Source organism: Vibrio sp. 070316B (assembly GCF_013114115.1).
In the GTDB taxonomy this organism is placed as follows: Bacteria; Pseudomonadota; Gammaproteobacteria; order Enterobacterales; family Vibrionaceae; genus Vibrio; species Vibrio chagasii_B.
This window is the reverse complement of the sequence record NZ_VTYC01000039.1, coordinates 19,741-42,797: the sequence shown is the minus strand read 5'-3', so window position 1 is coordinate 42,797 and position 23,057 is coordinate 19,741. Positions and strand designations below refer to the sequence as shown.

The 23,057-nt window shown below is 43.7% G+C and carries 19 protein-coding genes, 1 tRNA gene and 1 riboswitch; of the genes, 17 read left to right on the top strand and 3 right to left on the bottom strand.

Translation table 11 applies throughout. From position 1 onward, the window contains the following. Positions 1–36 precede the first annotated feature (36 nt). The 3 genes from sph (at position 37) to F0251_RS21490 (ending at position 4,012) form a co-directional block, all read left to right on the top strand. Positions 37–1,524, top strand: a complete 1,488-nt coding sequence (gene sph / locus F0251_RS21500) for a sphingomyelin phosphodiesterase (RefSeq protein WP_301339457.1) — start codon at positions 37–39, stop codon at positions 1,522–1,524. Between the two features lie 696 nt (positions 1,525–2,220). After that, complete coding sequence (locus F0251_RS21495) at positions 2,221–3,552, top strand: hypothetical protein (protein WP_061033806.1); 1,332 nt, start codon at positions 2,221–2,223, stop codon at positions 3,550–3,552. 19 nt (positions 3,553–3,571) lie between these two features. After that, entirely contained in the window at positions 3,572–4,012 is a 441-nt protein-coding gene (locus F0251_RS21490) for a hypothetical protein (protein WP_061033805.1), read from the top strand. Positions 4,013–4,492: 480 nt separating this feature from the next. On the opposite strand, the gene F0251_RS21485 is transcribed toward F0251_RS21490, so the two are convergent. Beyond that, positions 4,493–4,568, bottom strand: a tRNA-Asn gene (locus F0251_RS21485). Positions 4,569–5,077: 509 nt separating this feature from the next. Between F0251_RS21485 and uvrB the strand changes: the two genes are divergently transcribed. The 3 genes from uvrB to luxU all read left to right on the top strand — a co-directional run bounded on the left by uvrB (position 5,078) and on the right by luxU (position 9,154). Then, positions 5,078–7,108, top strand: coding sequence for an excinuclease ABC subunit UvrB (gene uvrB / locus F0251_RS21480; RefSeq protein ID WP_171731765.1), 2,031 nt, complete (start codon positions 5,078–5,080; stop codon positions 7,106–7,108). 289 nt (positions 7,109–7,397) lie between these two features. After that, positions 7,398–8,786 (top strand): quorum-sensing sigma-54 dependent transcriptional regulator LuxO, encoded by a 1,389-nt coding sequence (gene luxO, locus F0251_RS21475; protein ID WP_032553998.1) that lies wholly within the window; start codon positions 7,398–7,400, stop codon positions 8,784–8,786. A 23-nt stretch (positions 8,787–8,809) separates the two neighbouring features. Next, positions 8,810–9,154, top strand: coding sequence for a quorum-sensing phosphorelay protein LuxU (gene luxU / locus F0251_RS21470; protein WP_061033803.1), 345 nt, complete (start codon positions 8,810–8,812; stop codon positions 9,152–9,154). A 78-nt stretch (positions 9,155–9,232) separates the two neighbouring features. Here luxU and F0251_RS21465 read toward each other — a convergent pair whose 3' ends face one another. After that, a complete protein-coding gene (locus F0251_RS21465; RefSeq protein WP_061033802.1) occupies positions 9,233–10,120 on the bottom strand; it encodes a YvcK family protein in 888 nt (295 codons plus the stop codon). A 194-nt stretch (positions 10,121–10,314) separates the two neighbouring features. Further along, positions 10,315–10,467: riboswitch (molybdenum cofactor riboswitch) on the top strand. On the opposite strand from F0251_RS21465, the gene moaA reads away from it, so the two are divergent. From moaA to F0251_RS21410, 11 genes are all read left to right on the top strand, one after another. Then, positions 10,456–11,445: a GTP 3',8-cyclase MoaA gene (moaA, locus tag F0251_RS21460; protein WP_171731764.1), complete on the top strand. Its 990-nt coding sequence runs from the start codon at positions 10,456–10,458 to the stop codon at positions 11,443–11,445. (Overlaps the previous riboswitch by 12 nt.) Before the next feature lie 79 nt (positions 11,446–11,524). Next, a complete protein-coding gene (gene moaB, locus F0251_RS21455) occupies positions 11,525–12,037 on the top strand; it encodes a molybdenum cofactor biosynthesis protein B (RefSeq protein WP_004737344.1) in 513 nt (170 codons plus the stop codon). Positions 12,038–12,049: 12 nt separating this feature from the next. After that, entirely contained in the window at positions 12,050–12,529 is a 480-nt protein-coding gene (gene moaC / locus F0251_RS21450) for a cyclic pyranopterin monophosphate synthase MoaC (RefSeq protein WP_004734026.1), read from the top strand. Continuing rightward, positions 12,526–12,771 carry a molybdopterin synthase sulfur carrier subunit gene (gene moaD, locus F0251_RS21445; RefSeq protein WP_004737346.1) on the top strand — a complete coding sequence of 82 codons (246 nt, stop codon included), beginning with the start codon at positions 12,526–12,528 and terminating at the stop codon, positions 12,769–12,771. The genes moaC and moaD overlap by 4 nt, the downstream gene beginning before the upstream one ends. Positions 12,772–12,773: 2 nt before the next feature. Continuing rightward, positions 12,774–13,229: a molybdopterin synthase catalytic subunit MoaE gene (moaE, locus tag F0251_RS21440; RefSeq protein WP_017062176.1), complete on the top strand. Its 456-nt coding sequence runs from the start codon at positions 12,774–12,776 to the stop codon at positions 13,227–13,229. A 652-nt stretch (positions 13,230–13,881) separates the two neighbouring features. Next, positions 13,882–15,513 carry an ABC transporter substrate-binding protein gene (locus F0251_RS21435; protein WP_061033800.1) on the top strand — a complete coding sequence of 544 codons (1,632 nt, stop codon included), beginning with the start codon at positions 13,882–13,884 and terminating at the stop codon, positions 15,511–15,513. A gap of 112 nt (positions 15,514–15,625) precedes the next feature. Continuing rightward, positions 15,626–16,546 (top strand): oligopeptide ABC transporter permease OppB, encoded by a 921-nt coding sequence (gene oppB / locus F0251_RS21430; protein ID WP_017062174.1) that lies wholly within the window; start codon positions 15,626–15,628, stop codon positions 16,544–16,546. A 12-nt stretch (positions 16,547–16,558) separates the two neighbouring features. Next, complete coding sequence (gene oppC, locus F0251_RS21425) at positions 16,559–17,461, top strand: oligopeptide ABC transporter permease OppC (protein WP_061033799.1); 903 nt, start codon at positions 16,559–16,561, stop codon at positions 17,459–17,461. Positions 17,462–17,513: 52 nt separating this feature from the next. Then, positions 17,514–18,488, top strand: coding sequence for an ABC transporter ATP-binding protein (locus tag F0251_RS21420; RefSeq protein WP_061033798.1), 975 nt, complete (start codon positions 17,514–17,516; stop codon positions 18,486–18,488). Continuing rightward, positions 18,485–19,480: a murein tripeptide/oligopeptide ABC transporter ATP binding protein OppF gene (gene oppF, locus F0251_RS21415; protein WP_061033797.1), complete on the top strand. Its 996-nt coding sequence runs from the start codon at positions 18,485–18,487 to the stop codon at positions 19,478–19,480. Before F0251_RS21420 ends, oppF begins: the two co-directional genes overlap by 4 nt. A 365-nt stretch (positions 19,481–19,845) precedes the next feature. Continuing rightward, positions 19,846–20,784 carry a glutathione S-transferase family protein gene (locus F0251_RS21410; RefSeq protein ID WP_171731763.1) on the top strand — a complete coding sequence of 313 codons (939 nt, stop codon included), beginning with the start codon at positions 19,846–19,848 and terminating at the stop codon, positions 20,782–20,784. Positions 20,785–20,866: 82 nt separating this feature from the next. Here F0251_RS21410 and pta read toward each other — a convergent pair whose 3' ends face one another. Continuing rightward, positions 20,867–23,032: a phosphate acetyltransferase gene (pta, locus tag F0251_RS21405; RefSeq protein WP_105057414.1), complete on the bottom strand. Its 2,166-nt coding sequence runs from the start codon at positions 23,030–23,032 to the stop codon at positions 20,867–20,869. Positions 23,033–23,057: the final 25 nt, after the last annotated feature.

The window sequence follows — 23,057 nt, the reverse complement described above, 5'->3', positions numbered from 1 at the left end:
AGGATACATCTCAGTTTAATAGGAGATGTACTAACCATGACAAGATATCTGATATCAGTTTTTCTAATACTATTCACATTTACTTTACGAGCTGAGGAGAGCAGTTCACCTCCCAAGATAATGAATTACAATGTCTATATGCTGGATCACCATCTGGGAATTTTCGTTGGTGGGACTAATCCAAATAAACGAGCAGAGTTATTGGCAAACTCGTCGGTTTTTGATGATATCGACGTGGTTGTATTTAATGAAGTGTTCGATAACCGAGCGAGTCAAATACTTATCGATGCACTCGCTCAGAAATTTGGGTATCTAACGCCTGTTTTGGGCCGTACAAAGAATGGCTGGGACCATACTGAAGGTTGGCGTTCGACATCTCTTGATGATGGCGGCGTGATTGTATTCAGTAAATATCCAATTGAGTATAAGTCACAAGTGATTTTTAGAGATGGTTGTGGCGCAGACTGGGCATCCCAAAAAGGTTTTATACACACCGTCATTAATAAAGGCGGAGAGAGATACAATATTATCGGCACCCATGTTCAAGCTGACGATGATACCTGTAATATTGCTCCCTCTGTGGTTAGACAAGACCAGTTCGCACAAATAGATAGCTATATTTTCGGGGCAAACCGCTCAGCTGACGAAATGTTTTTTATTGCTGGTGACCTAAATGTCGCAAAGGACTCACAAGAGTTTTCCTCAATGCTCGCGACCTTAAATGCATCAGCGCCGACTAACTATGCTGGCGCGCCTTACTCATGGGACCCTGCTGTCAATGGTTTAGCTCACGCAAACTACCCAAATTTAAAAGGGCAATTACTAGATTATGTTCTTGTTGAGCGTAGTCATAAGCAACCCAAGAACTGGCATAACCAAGTGTTAGATATCGTGTCGGATAGAGTTGAGTTACCCGGCACACAGGAGCCGTATTACTTTTATGAGTATTCAGACCATTTCCCAGTCACTGCATTTGAGTATGCAGATGAAAGCACGCCAACTCAGAGTGTGCGCCCAATCAATAAGCCGTATAACGCCATCAGACTAAAGCATCGATTAACTGGAGAATATGTTTACGCAGATCCAAATGTGTCTAATGGCTGGCTTACCTACGGTCCCGATGGAGAGCAATCCAATGCGAAGTTTAAGTTAGACAACTGGCATCCATATATAGGTACTTGTATCCACGACCATGACTATGTACAGATCTCTAGAACAGATGGTTATAAAGATCACTACTGGACTTATAGTGGTAGTACGTATTACACGGAAGATCACGATTCTTCTGACTTCATGAAGATTAGCCGCTTAACAGAATCCGATAGCTGCATCCAAAATGGTGATGTCGTGTATATTTATGATCATGCTCATCATCTCTGGACATCCCCGAACAAATATCTTGAGCCTAGTAACCTGTATATCCAAGGGACTAAAGAGCTACCCGTTGGAGAAAATGGGCTGTTCATTATTGAGATGGACAACTTTGAATTCTCCGACTGGGAATCGAGTCTTTCCTATAAATGAATATATTCTAAATATTGATTTTTCTTGAAATTACTTGATTGTCAGTACTATTTGACTCATTTGGTTTATTGTAAATAGTGAACCAATAGAGTGTGTTGGGTGATAGTAAGAGGTCAGGTTGGTTAGCCATCAATGTAGCCCTTAAGTTGCCATCTTTAAATAAAAGCCACTTTAGTGTGGCTTTTTATATTATAAAAAATCATCCAATTCTCGGTTGGTTAATAAATGGCTAAACGAATTTTTAAATTCATGATGTGTTGAAATTTGGTTTTTATAAATTGCCTTAATTAATAAAAACTTGTTGGAATGGTTTTTGGCGTTAGTAAGATATTGAATTATGAACTTTGACGGATACTTTGAAAAAATACAAATTCAAATAGAGAAGGTGGATTCGCTAGAAGACCTTTTAGTATGGCGGAAGAGAATTAATATAGGGCATTCTGGTCTTTCTTTTCGTACAGAGCAAGGCCGTCTTATTTCACATTGTTACCGAAGGTTTAAGGAAGAAGACTCAAAAATTATCGAACTTAATTTTTCTTGTGATATATGAATGAAATGGTGACTTCACTATTGTTCAGGTTTTTTCAATAACAGAATATATTTTTTTATTACTACTTTATTGTGATTATATTTTTTTGACTCGTTAATTTTAAAAGGCATCGATATTGATGTTAATGCAGTTAAAAGGAACGAGTGATGAAATTAAGAAGCTTCAGTCTAAGCTTGATAACAGTCTCTGTGTTATCTGGCTATGCTAATGCATCTCCTATCCCTGGAATTGATGATGCTTACTTTAAAGGTGCTGACGAGTACGTTGTGTACGACGACCCGGCGACAGCCTGCGATATATTTAATGCAAAAGTAGAATATATTAATAACCATCTAGAGCAGGAGGGTTTACCTGGAAAAATTGCGAATCTTTGCCAGCATGCAAGAATAGAAGATGGTCAAATTGAAGAACAGTTCATTATTACCTCTCAGAATGGTGCCTATGGCCCAGGTAAGGAAAAGTACAAAATTCATGAGCAGGTTGACGTCGCTCGTACTATCGATCTGTTGATGTTTTCTCAGTCAAACAAGACTAACTATATTATGGCGGTTGACGGCAGCATGAATGTCACACGTCAAACCCTTGCCGATGGAGGCTATTTTTTCGAGTGGGAAGATGAAAAAGTTGCGCCGCACTTTTATTACCGAGAAGGATACTTAGGTCAGATTTTCCACGGGAATTCTCAATTCAATTTCATGTCAGGTGAAGATGCTTACAATCAGATGCACCGTAGAGCGGTTAATGAAGCCCCTAATGATCTAGAAGAGCAAACAAGGTTGACTTGGAAGTATTTAAGTGAGAGGTGTGAAAACGACGAACTCAACGATCACTGTCTTCCTCAACACCGTCACGGAAATCTGTTTGTGAACCAGCAAAGCTTTCCGGGCTCGAGTAATGTGAATAAAGAGATTTCGTTAGCTGAGAGTACGTCTTTTAGCTTTGATATTACGGGTTCTTTTGAAGCGAGCAAATCAGATGGTCCGTCTGCTGGTCTCGCAGTAGGCTTTGGTTTTAACAAAACCAAAGAATCTAGTCAAACACACAGTATGTTGAATTACACCTCGGTTGATGAGGGCAATGATATCGGCCATACGGTTGTCCAGACTATTAATACAAAAGCGGTGGGGGAAGCTGGCTATTATGCGGATAATCCATCTTCAGAATTTTGGCATGTAAAGAATGCTGCTGAAATCTGGGGTGAAGATCTGTACCGAGTTTATGATCTGAAGAGTTATGAGACTTGGCAGGAAAACTACACTGCGGATTGGAATACTTGTCGTGATCAAAAACTGGTATTTGGCAATGCGGTGACGGTTTCGCGCGCTTATCTCAATATGTATGGCAGCACTTGGTCAATTAATGAGAATGAGTCAATTTTGTACCAAAGAGATTCTAACTACGGCATTACGATCGATACCGATTGTACTACGGATGATAAAGGTCAAACTTTCCGTATTATGAAAGAAACAATTCTTTAGTTATTAGAGGGTAAAGAGAATGAATTTTGTTAAAAGCACTATTTTTGCTAGTACGCTGCTATTGTCTTTGGCTTCTAATGCTGCGAGCCTATCTACCATTGGAACGCAAGATAACGGTGTATTCAATGAGATGCAGCGAATCCAACTGAAGTCTGCTGGAGAACGTAGCTCTGCGAAGTCTGCGGATATCTTTTTTATTAATAGTAATGATGTTCAAGTTGAAGACTTGACGAAAGAGTTACTGAAAGACTTTAACTCTATCGTGATCGTTGGCGACTCATTTAAAAATAAAGAATTGATGATTAAGCTGGTTGGATTTGGTATCGAGAGAGAAGTGGTAGCTATTACCAATATCCACGACTCATCGAAGCGTCAGATCAATACCTACAGCAAAGGCGATAAAGCTGGCGATGATAAGGTAGCAGCTGTGCTGATGGATACGATTGCTCGTCACCTGTAATACAACATAAATAGACTCTGCAGTGTACCGATTATTTTTCGGTTAACCTGTGGTCTCAAAATTAAGTAAGCCACGGACTCGTTCGTGGCTTTTTTGATCTGCACTAGGCATAGGGCATAGGGCATAGGGCATAGCAAAGTCCTATTTTTGGGCTGAGATATTGGTTTGGTATAAACCAGTCGCTTTAAAACGCAAAAAGCCGCATCAAGTGATGCGGCTTCTTTAAATTTGGTTCCCCTTGTCGGGACTCGAACGCGGGCGGCTAGTACGGTCCGACGCTTCGGCTGAGACATTAACTCGGAACAAGTTAGTCGCAGTTAAAACGAAAAAAGCTCAATCTTTCGATTGAGCTTTTTTCTAGAATTTGGCTCCCCCTGCGGGACTAGAACGCGGGCGGCCAGCTCTGAGACATTGGTTTGATACAAACCAGTCGCTTTATAACGTAAAAAGCCGCATCAAGTGATGCGGCTTCTTTAAATTTGGCTCCCCCTGCGGGACTCGAACCTGCGACATACGGATTAACAGTCCGCCGTTCTACCAACTGAACTAAGGGGGAATTGCTTGTTAGCGACGCGAATTCTAATAAGAGTCCTATTTTCTGTCAACAAAAAATAGTAGAAAAAAATTAGATAAATAACTTTACTTTCTTGAATGCCTTGTTGGATTTGGCTTTGCTTTAGTTATCCACCAAAATTGTGGATAAGTGTGTGTGTGAAACTTTAACAACAATAGCCGGGATAAATCTGAAAATGTAAAAAATTGATCTAACTTGATGTATTTAAAGGATAGTTTGCAATTTATTACGATTGTATAACTTTTCTTGATTACAAAGGGAACAGTAAAACAAGCGGTATTTTTAGGTTTTTTGGGGAAAAGTAGTGGATTAAAATTCGAGTAATTTAGCTGAGGAAACTTTGCAGGGGCACGGATAGTACCAAGTTCTAAAATTAAAAGCTATAACTGATCTCTAATCTTAAGATGCATTTCTCCAGATAATAGTTGCATCGACACTCCTCATAGAGTGACAATGACCTGATTAAAAAAACAGTATGGAAATGGCGACCTATGAGTAAACTTTTTGATTTGGTATCGGACTACAGTCCGTCCGGTGACCAGCCGACTGCGATTACCCAATTACTAGATGGACTGGATTCTGGTCTCGCACATCAAACTCTATTAGGGGTAACGGGGTCGGGTAAAACTTTCACGCTTGCTAACGTCATTTCCCAGTCTCAAAGACCAGCAATCCTATTGGCGCCAAATAAGACGTTGGCTGCTCAACTTTATGGTGAGATGAAGTCTTTCTTCCCAAATAACGCTGTCGAGTATTTCGTTTCTTACTATGACTACTACCAGCCGGAAGCCTACGTTCCAACCACGGATACATTTATTGAGAAAGATGCGTCTGTAAACGCTCATATTGAACAAATGAGGCTGTCTGCGACCAAGGCACTATTAGAAAGAGAAGATGCTATTATCGTTGCGTCTGTTTCCGCTATCTATGGTTTGGGTGATCCTAAGTCTTATTTGAAAATGATGCTTCACTTGAGCCGCGGCGAAATCATGGATCAGCGCGATATCTTGCGTCGTTTGGCCGAACTTCAATATTCCAGAAACGATGTTGCTTTTGAGCGTGGTCAGTTCCGTGTTCGTGGTGAAGTGATTGATATCTTCCCAGCTGAATCCGACCAAGACGCAGTACGAATCGAGATGTTTGATGATGAAGTCGACTGTATCAGCATTTTCGACCCGCTAACTGGCGCAGTAAAGCAAAGAGATTTGCCACGCTTTACGGTTTATCCAAAGACTCACTATGTGACACCGAGAGAAAAAATCCTTGAAGCGATCGAGAACATCAAAGATGAACTACGAGATCGAGCCCAATACCTGAAAGACAATAACAAACTTCTCGAAGAGCAGCGTATCTCACAGAGAACTCAATTTGATATCGAGATGATGACAGAGCTTGGCTTCTGCTCAGGCATTGAAAACTACTCACGTTACTTGAGTGGTCGTGCTGAAGGTGAAGCGCCTCCAACATTATTCGACTACTTGCCTGACGATGGCCTGCTGATCATCGATGAGTCACACGTTACCGTGCCGCAAATCGGCGCGATGTATAAAGGCGACCGCTCTCGTAAGGAGACTTTAGTTGAATTTGGTTTCCGTCTGCCTTCTGCGTTGGATAACCGCCCAATGAAATTCGATGAGTTTGAATCCATCGCGCCGCAAACGATTTTTGTCTCTGCAACGCCTGGTAACTATGAACTTGAAAAATCAGATGGAGAGATCGCCGATCAAGTCGTTCGTCCTACTGGTTTATTAGACCCTATTATTGAAGTAAGGCCAGTCGCGACTCAGGTGGATGACTTGTTGTCTGAAATCAGAATCCGTTCAGCGAAAGAAGAGCGTGTATTGGTGACTACGTTGACCAAGAGAATGGCGGAAGATCTTACTGAATATCTAACAGAACATGGGGTGAAAGTGCGTTACTTACACTCGGATATCGATACGGTTGAACGTGTTGAAATCATTCGAGACCTACGTCTTGGCGAGTTCGATGTGTTAGTAGGTATTAACTTACTTCGAGAAGGTTTGGATATGCCTGAAGTATCGCTGGTGGCGATTCTTGATGCTGACAAAGAGGGCTTTTTGCGTTCTGAGCGCTCTCTGATCCAAACGATCGGTCGTGCAGCTCGTAACCTAGAAGGTAAGGCGATCTTGTACGGTGACTCGATCACGAAATCGATGAAAAAGGCGATAGATGAAACGGACCGCCGTAGAGAAAAGCAGCAGGCCTACAACAAAGAGCAAGGTATTACGCCACAAGCTCTTAAGCGTAATATCAAAGATATCATGGAGTTGGGTGATATCACTAAGTCGAAGCAGCAACGACAATCTAAGCAGGTACCATTGTCTAAGGTGGCAGAGCCATCAGAAAGTTACGCAGTACTAACACCACAACAGCTCGATAAAGAGATCAGTAAGTTGGAAGCAGCGATGTATCAACATGCTCAAAACTTGGAGTTTGAATTGGCAGCGCAGAAACGCGATGAAATTGAACAGCTGAGAAAGCAGTTTATAACCAATAGCTAAATGTTACTTATTATTGGCTCAACCTCCCTCTTGCTCGTGTTCTAGACAAAAAATAGCCAGTAGGAAATGTTCTACTGGCTTACGTTTGTGAACACTTAGTCCACTAACAACGTCAGTTGGCTAGGTGACCCGAAGGTCATCTAATCGACTGCATCGTTCATGCCATATAGATAAGATATTGATTGTTTGAAGTCGGTATAGAAATACAATACAAATATTGTGGCCAATTTGCATAATGCAAAGCGGAATGCGACTATAATAAGAAATGCAAATTATAAATGGCTAGGATATGCAATCAAAAACGCTAGATAACAAATCAAAGTATTTGTTGATGGTAGAGGATACCGCCTCGGTAGCAGCTTTGTACCGCTCGTATCTTACACCGCTCGAAATTGATATCAACATTGTGGGCACTGGTCGCGATGCAATTGAGAGCTTGAATCATCGAATCCCTGACCTAATTTTATTAGATCTACGCCTGCCTGATATGACGGGCATGGACGTGCTATTTGCGGTTAAACAAAAGTACCCTGAGGTGCCTGTTATCTTCATGACAGCTCACGGTTCGATTGATACCGCAGTTGAAGCGATGCGTCACGGTTCTCAAGACTTCCTTATCAAACCGTGTGAAGCAGACCGCCTTCGTATCACGGTCAATAATGCTATCCGCAAAGCGACGAAATTAAAGAACAGTTCAGAGCACCCTGGAAATCAGAACTATCAAGGTTTCATCGGTAGTAGCCAAACTATGCAGCAGGTGTATCGAACTATTGACTCTGCCGCATCAAGTAAAGCGAGTATTTTCATTACTGGTGAAAGTGGTACCGGTAAAGAGGTGTGTGCAGAAGCTATTCATGCTGCGAGTAAGCGTGGCGATAAACCGTTTATCGCTATCAACTGTGCGGCGATTCCCAAGGACTTGATTGAAAGTGAACTGTTTGGTCACGTGAAAGGGGCATTTACAGGGGCGGCAACAGATCGTCAAGGCGCTGCTGAACTGGCTGATGGTGGCACTTTGTTCCTTGATGAGCTCTGTGAAATGGACCTTGAACTGCAAACCAAGCTTTTACGCTTTATCCAGACAGGTACTTTCCAAAAAGTGGGTTCGTCGAAGATGAAGAGTGTCGACGTTCGTTTTGTTTGTGCGACCAACCGCGATCCTTGGAAAGAAGTTCAAGAAGGGCGTTTTAGAGAAGATTTATACTATCGTTTGTACGTGATTCCTCTGCACTTGCCACCATTGCGCGAGCGTGGTGAAGATGTCATCGAGATTGCGTACTCACTGCTAGGATATATGTCCGTGGAAGAGGGCAAAGCGTTTGTGCGTTTTGCTCAGGAAGTGCTTGATCGTTTCAATCAGTATGAATGGCCTGGTAATGTACGTCAGCTGCAAAACGTGCTGCGAAATGTTGTGGTATTGAACAATGGTAAAGAGATTACGCTCAACATGTTGCCGCCACCACTAAACCAGCCAATTGAAAACAGTCTACGCTTGAAAGAGAAGCAGAGTGAAGACATCACCGTTAAAGATATTTTCCCGCTGTGGATCACTGAAAAAACAGCCATCGAGCAGGCCATCAAAGCGTGTGATGGCAACATTCCAAGAGCAGCTGGTTTCTTGGATGTAAGTCCTTCGACCATTTACCGTAAATTGCAAGCGTGGAATGCAAAGCAGTAATCACCAAACGAAAAGAAATAACAATGACCAAAGTATTGAATCAACAAAAAGTTGATGAGCTTGCCGGTGAAATAGGGCAAGAGAATGTTCCGGTGTTACTGGAGATCTTTTTAGGAGAATTAAAAGGCTACTATGAGCACCTAGAGATAAATAAAGAGTCGGATACCTCCAAGTATTTGGCGGATATTAGCCATGCTCTAAAGAGCAGCGCTGCCAGCTTTGGTGCTGACTCCTTGTGCAGTTTCGCGATTGATTTAGACAGTAAAGTGAAACAGTCTCTGCCTATTACCGATGGTGATTTTGAAGATATGCAGTCATTACTGCTTTCGACATACACAGAATATCAGCAGTTGATGACGGATCTCTAAAGTAGAGAATTACTATAGAAACTAAAAAGGAGCGGAATGCTCCTTTTTTAGTTTCTGTTGTTTGAGCTGGTTTGTGGTTTAAGCCAACTGAGCTTCGATCGCTTGTTGTAACTTCACTCGGTCATGGCGCCAGTCTCGGTTGGCCGACGCAAGATCAGTGGTGACACAATTCCATTGTCCTTCAAGTTCAGGGTGAGGCTCATTACCAAGAATAATATCTATCTTGCGTGCTTTACAGGTACGTTCACACCACTCAAGCTGTTCTTGAAGTGTCATTTTCCCGGCAGGACCATGCTCTGGCGATAAGTTTTCAACGAAGATAAGCTTAGCATGGGTATTTTCGGAAATAGCTTTACCAATCTCTGGGAGCAGAAGTGGTGGCATCACACTGGTCAAAAAGCTCCCTGGCCCAAGAACGATGCAGTCCGCTTGCTCAACTGCAGCAACGGCTTCTTTAGTTGCTGGCACTTCCGGCGACAAGTCCATCATGCGTAGCTTTTCTGTCATGTCATCCACATTGGTTTCACCTGTTACCCAGCGCCCATCCATAGATAGGGCGGTAAGGTCTGACGGGTGTTCGGTCATAGGGACGATATTGACATCGACCTTGAGCATATTTCGGATCAGGTTAATCGCTTCTAATGGTCGAACCGAGAGGTTGTCTAGTGCGGTCAGCATCAGATTACCCAAGTTATGACCGTCGAGTTCACCTTGACCGCGAAAACGGTATTCAAACATCATCGAGCTGATTGACGGCTCAGTGATTAATTGATTGATGCAGTTACGAGTATCACCCCATGCGATACCACCTTGGCAATCTCGAATTCGTCCGGTTGAACCACCGTTATCTGTTGTAGCAACAATGCCCGTGGCGTTACTACCGAAATCTTTTAATGCCGCCAACATGCGACCTAAGCCATGGCCGCCACCGATTGCGACCACTTTCTTTGAAGTGTAAATATTCATTTTTTATTCTTGTTAGATTATTACCAACTATAATTTAGGTTAAATGCTTCTTGTCAGATACTCAACAAGAGTTATTTTGAGCGTTTGATACGTTTTTTTTGCCAATGTGGCCCGTTTTTTGTCATCAAAGCTAGATTCACGTACAAATATTAAGTATTTTATTACCCAGCTACTGTGCGTGTGAATGTAACGTGCGGTTGCCATAACTCCGAGCTCTCGCATGCTAAGTCGCACAGTGGTATTTGCTGTACCGATACGCATCAAGAGCCAGTGACATGTTGTCACAAGGGCTTAATTGGAAATGATTATGCCTCCCGTGTTTGGAAAGGTGTTCCGTGGCGCAACAATTCGAAGATAGATTTCATCGCAAGTTTTATTACTTGCGCTTGTCGGTTACAGACGTCTGTAACTTTAAATGTACTTACTGCTTGCCAGATGGTTACAAACCGTCAGGGCAAAAAAACTCGTCTTTTTTAAGTGTTCCCGAGATCAAACGTGTCGTTAAAGCGTTTGCAGATTGTGGCACCTCAAAGATCCGCATCACAGGCGGAGAGCCGAGCCTGCGTAAAGACTTCCCCGAAATTATTCAAACCGTTGCCAACACTCCAGGTATCAAAAAAGTTGCTACAACAACTAACGGCTACCGCATGGAGAAACAAGTAGGGCAGTGGCGTGATGCTGGTTTAACTCACATTAACGTAAGCGTGGATAGCTTAGATCCGCGCATGTTCCATCAGATTACTGGTGAGAATAAGTTTACTGAGGTAATGCGAGGCATTGATAAAGCGTTTGAGGTTGGCTTTGAACAAGTCAAAGTAAACGTAGTATTGATGAAAGACCTCAATAGCCAAGAGTTGCCTACCTTCCTTAACTGGATCAAAGACAAACCGATTCAACTGCGTTTTATTGAGCTGATGAAAACTGGCGAGATGGACGAGTTGTTTGATAAACACCATGTGTCAGGTGTCGCGATTCGTAACCAACTTATTGCTAATGGTTGGTTGCTTAAAGTGAGAGCCGTTAATGATGGCCCTGCGCAAGTGTTCGTTCACCCAGATTACAAGGGGGAAATTGGTTTGATCATGCCTTACGAGAAAGACTTTTGTGAGAGCTGTAACCGACTGCGCGTTTCTGCGACCGGTAAGCTGCACCTATGTCTGTTTGGCGATCACGGTGTTGAACTGAGAGATTTGATTCAAGAAGATCAACAAGAGCAAGAGCTCATTGATCGTATTCAGGCTCAGCTACAAACCAAGTCCGTTAGCCACTTCTTACATGATGGCAACAGCGGCATGACTCCAAACTTGGCGTCAATCGGCGGTTAACCCGCACACACTCAAACGTATTTTATCGCTCAGTTTATTTAAGCTGGGCGAATCAGTCTAATTTTATATAGGTGAACAAATGGGTCACGCAGAAAGCAAATTTCAAGCAGCAAACATCGCAGTACTAACGGTTTCAGATACGCGTACAGAAGAAAACGATACGTCAGGTGGTTACTTAGCTGAGAATGCTAAAGAAGCAGGTCACAACGTAGTTGATAAGCAAATCGTTATCGATGACATGTACAAGATCCGTGCGATCGTATCTAAGTGGATCGCTGATGAAAGTGTACAAGCGATCATGATCACTGGCGGTACGGGCTTCACATCTCGTGACAGCACGCCTGAAGCGCTTAAGCCACTATTCGACAAAGAAGTCGAAGGTTTTGGTGAGCTATTCCGTCAAGTATCTTACGAAGAGATCGGTACATCGACAATTCAATCTCGCGCAATTGCGGGCTTTGCGAACCACACGGTTATTTTTGCAATGCCAGGCTCTACAGGTGCTTGTCGTACTGGTTGGACTAAGATCATCAAGCAACAGATGGATGCTAGCCACCGTCCTTGCAACTTCATGCCACACCTTTCTGTATAAGGCGGTTTGAGTATGAGCCAATTTACACACATTAACGCGTCTGGTGAAGCAAACATGGTCGATGTATCGGCTAAAGCAGAAACAGTACGTGAAGCGAGAGCAGAAGCGTTCGTGCAAATGTCTGCTGAAACGCTAGAGCTTATTGTTTCTGGTAGCCATCATAAAGGTGATGTTTTCGCAACGGCACGTATCGCGGGTATTCAAGCGGCTAAAAAGACGTGGGATCTGATTCCACTGTGTCACCCTCTGCTATTAACTAAAGTAGAAGTGCAGCTTGAAGCTATCGAGTCTGAAAACAAGGTTCGCATCGAATCGGTTTGTAAGCTTGCTGGTAAGACTGGCGTAGAAATGGAAGCGCTAACGGCTGCTTCTGTGGCTGCGTTAACGATTTACGATATGTGTAAAGCTGTTCAGAAAGACATTGTTATCGAAAACGTGCGCCTGTTAGAGAAGACAGGTGGTAAATCTGGTCACTTCAAGGTGGAATCATGATTACAGTACTTTTCTTTGCTCAAACTCGTGAACTTGTTGGTGTGGACAGCGTTGAAGTTGATGCACAATTTAAGACGATTGAAGCGATTCGCAGTCATCTTGTGACACAAGAAGGCAAATGGGATATCGCATTGGAAGAGGGTAAGCTTCTGGCTGCACTTAACCAATCAATCGTACCTCTGACAACTGAAGTGAAAGACGGCGACGAAGTGGCTTTCTTCCCACCAGTGACTGGAGGCTAAGCATGGATCCAAGAGTATTAGTGACAGCTGAGGACTTCTCGGTAGGCGACGAATACGACTACTTGGCTCAAGGTACAGCTGCCGGAGCGATTGTGACGTTCGTTGGTAAAGTTCGCGACATGAACCTTGGCGACAATGTGATTGGTTTGTCTCTGGAGCACTATCCGGGTATGACAGAAAAATCACTGAGCGAGATCTGTGACCAAGCTGAGGCTCGCTGGCCTATTCAGAAGATGCGTGTTATCCACCGTGTAGGTGACTTAGATATCGGCGACCAGATTGTTTACGTTGGTGTATCCAGTGCACACCGTGGTGCTGCATTTGAAGCCTGTGAATTCGTTATGGACTTCCTGAAAACCAAGGCTCCCTTTTGGAAAAAGGAACGCACGACCGAAACGACGCGTTGGGTTGATTCTCGTGATTCAGACACGAAAGCAGCGGAACGCTGGGAGAAGTAATTTCTCTGAAAGTGATGTTGCTTCAGCATTTACTCATTTGTATATGAGACAGTCAAAAACCGACCACTTGGGTCGGTTTTTTTGTGCCTGCTATAAATCTATTTATAGATAACCATTGATTTTATAAATGATAATTCATTGTGGTTGCATATAAATTCAGAGCGTAATTTTGTCTTAATTGGTGCATTGGATAACCCGCTTTGGTGCAGAGCATTATGCTGTCTTGTATAAAGTGATTATCCTCACAAATAGTGTAGACGGTTTAGGTGATATGTGATGTGCAATTAGATTTCATGTGGCATTAATGTTAATTTGCGCTCAGTGTTCTAGCATAAGATGCTAAAAAAAAGTATCAACACAGATACATCAACACTAAAGGCTGTTTTTTAATTAATCCCTCTACGCAAGTCACTACTGATTTGGGATTTGTTAGATATTTACACTGATACCTTAAGTATTTCGGAGAATTATCCGATTTTTTGCGACTTGTTTGTGGCAAATTACTTCAATGGTTGATAGTGTGTGCCTCAATCTTTGTAAGGTTTTAGATTTTTATGCTTAAATTTTGAGCTAAATAAATCTAAATCACTGCCGTTCAGTGAACCAAGCAAAGAAGTCATGGATGCAATACATAAAACTTGGAGTTTATTAAATGTACAAGAATAAAATCACTCAGGCCCTTCTTCTAGGTGCTGGTTTGGCAGTGGCTGCCTCTTCTACTCTTTCTATCGCTGCTGAAGTTCCAGCAGGCACAGAACTGGCAAAAGTTCAGGAACTTGTTCGCGGTAACGGTACTGAAGTTGCAACTATCGACCCACACAAATCTCAAGGTGTACCAGAATCTCACGTAATTCGTGATCTTCTAGAAGGTCTAGTGAACCAAGACGGCGACGGTAACACTATCCCTGGTGTTGCGGAAAGCTGGGAAACGACAGACAACAAAACATTCACTTTCCACCTACGCAAAGACGCAAAATGGTCTAACGGCGATCCTGTAACAGCTCAAGATTTTGTATACAGCTGGCAACGTGCAGTTGATCCTGCAACGGCTTCTCCATACGCTTGGTACATGGAATACACCAAGATGGCGAATGCGAAAGATATCGTAGCGGGTAAGAAAGACAAGAGTGAACTAGGCGTTAAAGCAGTGGATGCAAACACTCTAGTTGTTGAATTAGAAACAGCGGTACCATACTTCGTAATGATGATGGGCCACACAACAATGAAGCCAGTACACCAGGCAACGGTTGAGAAATACGGTGACCAGTGGACTAAGCCAGAGCACTTTGTTGGCAACGGTGCATTCTCTGTTGATAAATGGGTTGTTAACGAGCGTCTAGTACTTAAGCGTAATGAACAGTACTGGGACAACGATAAAACAGTTCTTAACAAAGTAACGTTCCTACCAATCGAAAACCAAGTAGCGGAAATGAACCGTTTCCTATCTGGCGAAATCGACTTCACAAACGAACTGCCAACTGAGCACTTCAAGCGCCTTCAAAAAGAGCACGCTGAAGATGTATCTGTAGCGGGTAACCTATGTACTTACTACTACATCTTCAACACGAAGAAAGCACCGTTTGATGACGTTCGTGTTCGTCAAGCAATCTCTTATGCAATCGACCGTGATATCGTAACAGGTGCAATCCTAGCGCAAGGTCAAAAACCTGCTTACTTCCTAACGCCTGAAATCACTGCTGGCTTCAACCCTGAGCTACCTGCTTACGGTAAGATGTCTCAAAAAGAGCGTAACGCAGAAGCAGAGCGTCTTCTTGCAGAAGCGGGTTACGGTAAAGACAACCCACTTAAATTCAACCTACTTTACAACACTTCAGAGAACCACAAGAAGATTGCTGTAGCACTAGGTTCAATGTGGAAGAAAACACTAGGTCTTTCAGTAACACTTGAAAACCAAGAGTGGAAAACATACCTATCTTCTAAAGACTCTGGTGACTTCGAAGTTGCACGTGCTGGTTGGTGTGGTGACTACAACGAAGCGTCTTCGTTCCTAACGCTAATGAAGAGTAACAACACTACCGGTGGTGTGCACTACGATAGCGCGGCTTACGATCAAATCATCGACAAAGCACTTAACTCTACTTCAGAAGAAGAGCGCGAAGCACTTTACCTAGAAGCTGAGAAGTTGATGGCTAACGATATGCCAATCGCTCCTATCTACCAATACGTGAAATCTCGTCTACTTAACCCGCATGTTGGTGGCTTCCCAATCAACAACGCGGAAGACAAGATCTTCTCGAAAGACCTATACATCAAAGCTCAATAATCAGCTTCGATTCAAAAGTTAATATAAATATAACGATACAGGCACTACATGCGCAGGGCGCGCATGTAGCGTCTTTCTAATTTTAATTGTCACAGACTGAAAGAGTGAGTTTATGCTTAAATTCATTATGAAACGGATATTTGAAGCGATCCCAACCATGTTGGTTTTGATCACTATATCTTTCTTTCTTATGCGTTTCGCGCCGGGTAACCCGTTTTCAAGCGAGCGTCCATTACCGCCAGAAGTTATGGCTAACATCGAAGCTAAGTACGGCTTAGATAAACCAGTATTTGAACAATACACCACGTATTTGACAAATATCTTACAAGGTGACTTCGGTCCATCTTTTAAATACCAAGATTACACAGTAAATGAGTTGATCGCGGTAGCACTTCCAGTATCGGCGAAGGTAGGTTTCGTTGCCTTTATCTTCACATTACTAATGGGGGTCACCGTCGGGACCATTGCCGCCTTGAAGCATAATACCTGGGTCGACTACACCATCATGTCGACCGCGATGCTTGGGGTTGTAATGCCATCGTTTGTATTGGCACCCGCACTGATTTACCTATTCTCACTGCACTGGAATATATTCCCTGCTGGTGGTTGGCATGGCGGTACATTCATGTACATCGTGCTACCTGTTATCGCGATGTCTCTTCTATACGTAGCAACTTTCGCTCGTATTACTCGTGGTAGCATGATCGAAACTCTTAACAGTAATTTTATCCGAACTGCACGTGCAAAAGGTCTAAGCTACCGTTACATCATTCTTAAGCATGCTCTTAAGCCAGCAATGCTGCCTGTTGTTTCATACATGGGACCTGCATTCGTAGGTATCATCACAGGTTCAGTTGTTGTTGAAACCATCTTCGGCCTACCAGGTATCGGTAAGCTGTTTGTTAACGCTGCGTTTAACCGTGACTACTCGCTAGTAATGGGTGTAACCATCTTGATTGGTTTCCTATTCATCTTGTTCAACGCAATTGTTGATATTTTGCTAGCGCTGATTGACCCGAAAATTCGCTACTAACAGGGACTGGTTATGTTGAAGAAAAAAGAAAATTTAGAAGCGATCGAAAAGTTCTCTGAGAGTTTGGAGATTGAAGGTCGTAGTTTATGGCAGGATGCTCGTATTCGTTTCATGCGTAACAAAGCGGCGATGGTCAGCCTGTTCATCCTTACTATTATGGTACTGGCGGTTATCTTTTTGCCGATGCTGGCTCAGTATACTTACGACGATACTGATTGGTATGCAATGCACGTTGGTCCCAATGCTGACCACTGGTTCGGTACTGATAGCTTAGGTCGTGACCTGTACGTGCGTACTCTGGTCGGTGGCCGCATCTCATTGATGGTTGGTGTGATGGGTGCCTTCGTAGCAGTATTGATTGGTACGCTTTACGGTGCAGCTTCCGGCTTCATTGGTGGTCGTACTGACCGAGTGATGATGCGTATCCTAGAAATCTTGTACGCAGTACCATTCATGTTCCTAGTAATCGTTCTAGTAACATTCTTTGGTCGTAACATCATTCTAATCTTCGTTGCGATTGGTGCGATTGCTTGGCTAGATATGGCGCGTATTGTACGTGGTCAAACGCTGAGTCTACGTAGTAAAGAGTTCATTGAAGCTGCTCACGTATGTGGTGTAAGCAAATGGAAGATCATTACACGTCACATCGTTCCAAACGTTCTAGGTATCGTAGCGGTTTACTCTACGCTACTTATTCCGAGCATGATCCTTACAGAATCATTCTTATCTTTCCTTGGTCTTGGTGTTCAAGAGCCTATGACAAGCTGGGGCGCATTGCTTCAAGAAGGTTCGCAAACAATGGAAGTTGCAATTTGGCAACTGGCATTCCCTGCGGCATTCATGGTAGTCACGCTGTTCTGCTTTAACTACGTAGGCGACGGTCTGCGCGATGCGCTTGATCCAAAAGACAGATAAAAATTAATAGCAAATAAAACTACAAAAGCTATAAAAGATTAAGGAAGCAATGATGAGCTTATTAGATGTCAAAGACCTGCGCGTCGAATTTACCACGCAAGATGGTATCGTAACCGCAGTAAACGACTTGAACTTCTCACTTAACCAAGGCGAAACGCTAGGTATTGTTGGTGAGTCAGGTTCAGGTAAATCACAGACTGTATTCTCTATCATGGGGTTGTTGGCGAAAAACGGCATCATCTCTGGTAGTGCAAAATTCGAAGGTAAAGAGATCCTTAACCTTCCAGAAAAAGAACTGAACAAAGTTCGTGCTGAACAGATCGCGATGATCTTCCAAGATCCTATGACATCACTGAACCCTTACATGAAAGTAAGTGATCAGCTGATGGAAGTACTTATGCTACACAAAGGCATGGGTAAAGCGGAAGCATTCGAAGAATCAGTACGCATGCTTGAGGCGGTTAAAATCCCTGAAGCACGTAAGCGTATCACCATGTACCCACACGAATTCTCTGGCGGTATGCGTCAGCGTGTGATGATTGCAATGGCGCTATTGTGCCGTCCAAAACTGCTTATTGCAGATGAACCCACCACCGCGCTGGATGTAACTATTCAAGCTCAAATCATGGAGTTGCTGAACGAATTGAAAGACGAGTTCAACACGGCAATCATCATGATTACCCACGATTTGGGCGTTGTTGCGGGTTCTTGTGACAAAGTACTTGTGATGTATGCTGGTCGTACAATGGAGTACGGTACGGTTGACGAAATCTTCTACGAGCCGAGTCACCCATATGCGGAAGGTCTACTGAAAGCTATTCCTCGTTTGGATACAGAAGGTGAGATCCTACCGACTATTCCAGGCAACCCACCAAACTTACTTCGCCTGCCAACAGGCTGTCCTTACCAAGACCGTTGTCACCGTGTAATGGACCGTTGTAAGCAAGAAGCACCGATTCTGACTCCATTTGGTCAAGGCGACCGTCAGCGTGCTTGTTTTTCTGATTGGGAGGCTTGGACAAAATGAGCGTAGTAGATAAGCAGTTATTATTAGATATTAAAGACCTGAAAGTTCACTTTAGCATTGCGGCTAAATCAGCGTGGCCTTGGGCAAAACCTTCAAACCTAAAAGCAGTTGATGGCGTTGATATCCACCTTTACGAAGGTGAAACGCTGGGTGTAGTAGGTGAGTCTGGTTGTGGTAAATCGACGTTTGCTCGTGCCATCATTGGTTTGGTTGAAGCAACTGACGGTGAAGTAATGTGGTTAGGTCAAGACCTAACTAAGATGCAAGAAGTACAGCGTCGTGAAACTCGTAAAGAGATTCAGATGATTTTCCAAGACCCACTAGCATCGCTTAACCCGCGTATGTCTGTTGGTGACATCATTGCTGAGCCGCTAGAGACGTTCTACCCAGAGCTTTCTAAGCAGGAAGTGAAAGACCGTGTTAAGGAGATGATGGCGAAGGTAGGTCTACTGCCTAACGTAATCAACCGTTACCCGCACGAGTTCTCTGGCGGTCAGTGTCAGCGTATTGGTATCGCACGTGCACTTATCTTGAAACCTAAGATGATCATCTGTGATGAACCGGTTTCGGCACTTGACGTATCTATCCAAGCTCAAGTTGTTAACCTTCTGAAAGAACTGCAAAAAGAGCTAGGTCTTTCGTTGGTATTTATCGCACACGATTTGTCAGTGGTTAAGCACATCTCAGACCGTGTATTGGTAATGTACCTAGGTAATGCGGTTGAGCTGGGTGAATCAGATGCACTTTTCTCTGATCCAAAGCACCCGTACACTAAGGCGTTGATGTCTGCGGTTCCTATTCCAGATCCTCGCTTAGAGCGTAGTAAAACAATCCAGATGCTGGAAGGCGATCTGCCATCGCCAATCAACCCACCATCAGGATGTGTTTTCCGTACTCGTTGTCCACAAGCGACAGAGGCGTGCGCGCAAACTAAGCCAACGATTCAAGGCGATGACGTTCACGCAGTATCTTGCTTGCACGTACAAGTCTAGAGCCAATTTAAAACGGTTCAGCCTGTGACAGGCTTAAGCGCGACTAGTTTTTAGAGTCGCGCTTTTTTTGTACTGCAGTCCTAGTTCCTATATTTTTCTCAACAGCTTCATCAAATAATTCGAACAACTAAGCCAACTTCTTCTAGTTTTGAAAAAGTTGGCTTTTTTTATACTAATACCAATCGTAGTAAATAACTGCTCATCCTAGCTTGCTAAAACGCTCGATAACGGCGTTAGAATTTTTGATTGTAGATAGCTACTAACAGAAAAATTCTTCCTTGTTCTCAAGCCTTTTCTCTGCGCTATTTCTGAACATTTACTTACTGTGATTGGTATAAAAAAGTTAGCATCACAGAGGTTTGGATATGGGTAAGTTAGTTGAAGGTGTTTGGCACGATGTGTGGTATGACACTAAAGAAAGGGGTGGTAAGTTCGTTCGTGAAGATGCGGGCTTTCGTAACTGGGTTGAGAATAAGGCCGGTGCGCCATTTGAGCCAGAAAGTGGTCGTTACCACCTATACGTATCGTTAGCTTGCCCTTGGGCACACCGCACACTTATCTTCCGAGAACTTAAAGACCTAACTGAGCACATTGATGTGACCGTCGTATGCCCAGACATGATGAGTGAAGGATGGCAAATGGGTTTACCTGAGCCGTTGTTTGGTCATACTCGCATGCACCAAATCTACACTCAAGCCAAACCAGATTACTCTGGTCGAGTGACGGTGCCTGTATTGTGGGATAAGAAAACCAATACCATTGTGAGCAATGAGTCGTCTGAAATCATCCGCATGTTTAACTCAGAGTTTAATGAACTAACGGGTAACACCGATGATTACTACCCGTGTGAATTGGCGAGCAAGATTGACGAATGGAACGACTACATCTATCCGAACATCAACAATGGCGTTTATCGTACTGGATTTGCAACTACACAAGAAGCCTATGAAGAGGCGTATGACGCGTTATTTGAAGCGTTAGATAAAGTGGATGCGCATCTTAGTGAGAACCGTTATTTAGCGGGAGAGCAGATTACTGAAGCGGATTGGCGGTTGTTCACGACCTTGGTTCGATTCGATGCTGTGTATGTGGGTCACTTCAAGTGTAACAAGCAACGAATTGCGGATTACAAACATATCCAAGGTTATCTAAAAGAGCTCTATCAAATAGAGGGTATTAAAGAGACGACGGATTTCTACCACATCAAGCGCCACTACTATTATAGCCACACTGGTATCAACCCGACTCAAGTGGTGCCTAAAGGGCCTGATCTGGATTTAGATTCGCCTCACGGACGTGGTTAGAATCATTAATTAATTCGCTTTTCTTCAGGCGTAAAAAAACCCTAGATAAACATCTAGGGTTTTTGCTTTCTGAAAAAGAAAATTAGTTAACTACTTTTTCTTCAGCTTGCGCAGCTTGGTCTGCTTGGATAGCCGTTAGAGCTACTGTGTACACGATATCGTCTACTAGAGCGCCACGAGACAAGTCATTTACTGGCTTGCGCATACCTTGAAGCATTGGACCGATAGATACTAGATCTGCTGAACGTTGTACCGCTTTGTAAGTCGTGTTACCAGTGTTTAGGTCTGGGAATACGAATACAGTCGCTTTACCAGCTACTGGAGAGTTCGGTGCTTTAGAAGCAGCAACGTTTTCCATGATAGCAGCATCGTATTGTAGAGGACCGTCGATCACTAGATCTGGACGTTTCTCTTGAGCAAGCTTCGTCGCTTCACGTACTTTATCTACGTCTGCACCCTTACCAGATTCACCAGTAGAGTAAGAGATCATAGCAACGCGTGGGTCGATACCGAATGCCGCAGCAGAATCTGCAGATTGGATAGCGATTTCAGCAAGCTGTTCAGCTGTTGGATCTGGATTGATCGCACAGTCACCGTAAACCAGTACTTGGTCAGGCAGTAGCATGAAGAATACAGAAGATACGATAGAAGCATCTGGTGCAGTCTTGATGATTTGGAACGGAGGAACGATCGTGTTCGCTGTAGTGTGAACAGCACCAGAAACCAGGCCGTCTACTTCACCGTTTTCAAGCATCATAGTGCCTAGGAATACTGAGTCTTGTAGCTTCTCACGAGCAACAACTTCAGTCATGCCTTTCGCGCCACGTAGCTCAACTAGACGAGCTACGTAGTTTTCACGTACTTCGTCAGAGTTGATGATCGTTACGCCAGCACCTAGCTCAACACCTTGTTGTGCTGCAACACGACGGATCTCTTCAGGGTTACCTAGAAGTACACATTCTGCAATGCCGCGCTCTGCACAGATAGCCGCAGCTTTAACTGTACGTGGCTCATCACCTTCAGGAAGAACGATACGTTTGCCAGCTTTGCGAGCGAACTCAGTTAGTTGGTAACGGAATGCTGGTGGGCTTAGACGACGAGATTTCTCAGTACCTTCCGTCATTGACTCGATCCAGTTGCCATCGATGTGACCCGCAACGTGTTCGTTGATGAACTCGATACGCTCTTTATCGTCTGCTGGTACTTCTAGGCTGAAGCTCTGTAGGTTCAGAGATGTCTGCCAAGTGTTACCTTGTGCTTTAAAGATTGGAAGACCAGTCTCTAGAGCAGGCTTGATTAGGTCTTGGATTTCCGCAGGGATATCGTAACCACCAGTTAGAAGAACAGCACCAATCTCAACGCCGTTCATTGCTGCAAGTGCTGCTGCAACGATAACGTCAGGACGGTCAGCCGAAGTCACAAGTAGTGAACCTGGCTTGAAGTGTTCAATCATGTGCGGTAGAGAACGCGCACAGAAAGTGATGCTCTTAATACGACGAGTATTCAATTCACCTTCGTTGATGATTTCAGCGTTTAGGTGAGAAGCCATATCTGCAGCACGAGTAGCGATTAGCTCGATGCTCCAAGGCACACAACCAAGAACACGGATTGGAGAAGTGTTGAAGATCTCCATTACTTTTAGTTCGCTTTGCTGAGCGCTGTCTGCATCGTCAAAGATTTCAGATAGGTCAGGGCGAGTACGGCCTGCTTCATCTACTGGAGCGTTAAGCTTGTTGATGATAACGCCAGAGATGTTTTTGTTCTTAGTGCCACCGAAGTTAGAACATGCTACTTCGATACGCTCTTTAAGTTGAGCAGGGTTGTCAGTACCCGGAGTTGCAACAAGTACAATCTCTGCACCTAGTGTTGCAGCAATTTCTGCGTTCACTTGGTTAGCGAATGGGTGTTTACGAGTTGGTACTAGACCTTCGATAAGAGTTACGTCAGCATCTTTGTTGATCTGGTTGTAACGCTCAACAACTGTTTCTAGTAGCTCGTCCATGTTGTCGTTACCGATTAGGCTTTCAGCAACAGACATAGCAAGAGGTTGACCGATCTTAACATCGCTGTTTACGCCAACGATAGTTGAAGTCAGATCAGGTTGGTCGCCACCAGAACGTGGTTGAGAGATTGGTTTGTAGAAAGAAACCTTAACGCCCTTGCGCTCCATTGCGCGAAGAACACCCATGCTTGCGCTAGTTAGACCAACACCAGCACTAGTAGGGATAAGCATAATAGTACGAGACATTCGTATGAGTACCTTTAGCTATTGG